A 1142-nucleotide genomic window follows, 5' to 3' on the forward strand; every position below is an offset into this window, starting at 1 on the left:
CTTCTGGGCCGCGGGCGGCGGCCCGCCGTAGCCGGGGGACGGCGCGGCGTCGGAGCGCATGGCGTGCGTGGGCTGCGCGGCCGGCTGACTCCCGCGCTGCGGCCCTCCACGCGGCGGCCCCGAGGGCGCCGACGGCGCTGCCGGCGCCGCCATCGCGGACGGGGCGGGCACCGGACCGGCGGCAGCGGCCCCGGCCGATCGCACCCTGACCGATCGTGTGCTGCGCGTGTCCAGCGTCATCTCGTCGGCCGCCCTGGCCGCCAGGCGCGCCGCGCCACCGGCCGCCGCCGGTGCCCCGGCGGTGGCCGCGGCCGGTTTCGGGAACGCGTCGTACCCGGTGAACAGCTCGGAGAGGCCGGACGGGGGCTCCCGCCAGGGCATCGGGACGGCCTCGACCTGCCTGCGGCCGATCCGCAGCGAGCGCAGCTCGGGCAGTTCGGTCCGGCGGCTCAGATCGGCGGTGGACAGGCCCAGCCGGACCCCGGTCCAGTCCTCACCGGTGCGCTGGGCGACCACGGCGCGCATGGCCAGGCTGCCGCCCGGGGTGTCGCTGTGGATGCCCGCCAGCCGCAGATGGTAGGTCGGGGTCCAGGTCGCACCCGGGACGCCGTACTCCAGCTCCAGCTCGACCTCGGGACCCTCCCCCGACCCCTCCGGCCCAGCTACCGCCCCGTCGTCGCCGGGGGCCTGATCGAGCGTCACCAGTACCGTCGTGCCCGGCCTCACGTGCTCGGTCGGCAGCGCGCCCGACGCGGTCCGGAGCCTGCGCCGGGCGATCTCCGCCTCGCGCCGGGCCGCGCGCTCGGCGTCCTCGGCCGCGAGCAGCCGCTGCTGCAGCTCCGCCAGCCTGGTGTCGACGAAGTCGGCCAGCTCCAGCAGCGCGTCCGCCGGTGCGCGCCGCGGCGGGTCGCCCCGGCGCTGGGGCGGCGGGACGGCGCGCAGGGCGGAGATGTGCTCCACCTGCGCGGCCAGGGCCGCGCGGGCCGCCGCGGCCGCGTCCGCCGCCTCCTCCGCCTCGTCGCAGGCGCTCCGCAGCGGCGACAGGTCCTCGACCGAGGGCAGCGCCGCCTCGACCTCCCGTCGTACGTCCAGCACCCGCAGCCGCTCGGGGCCGGTGACCACGCGGGCCCGCAGGCTGTGGG

The 1142-nt window shown here is 79.3% G+C and carries 1 protein-coding gene; it reads right to left on the reverse strand.

The annotated features are described in order from the left end of the window. On the reverse strand, positions 1–1142 hold a 1142-nt coding region (locus TR46_RS02725; protein ID WP_161790083.1), incomplete at both ends, for a DUF4139 domain-containing protein.

It is taken from the genome of Streptacidiphilus carbonis (assembly GCF_000787775.1).
In the GTDB taxonomy this organism is placed as follows: Bacteria; Actinomycetota; Actinomycetes; order Streptomycetales; family Streptomycetaceae; genus Streptacidiphilus; species Streptacidiphilus carbonis.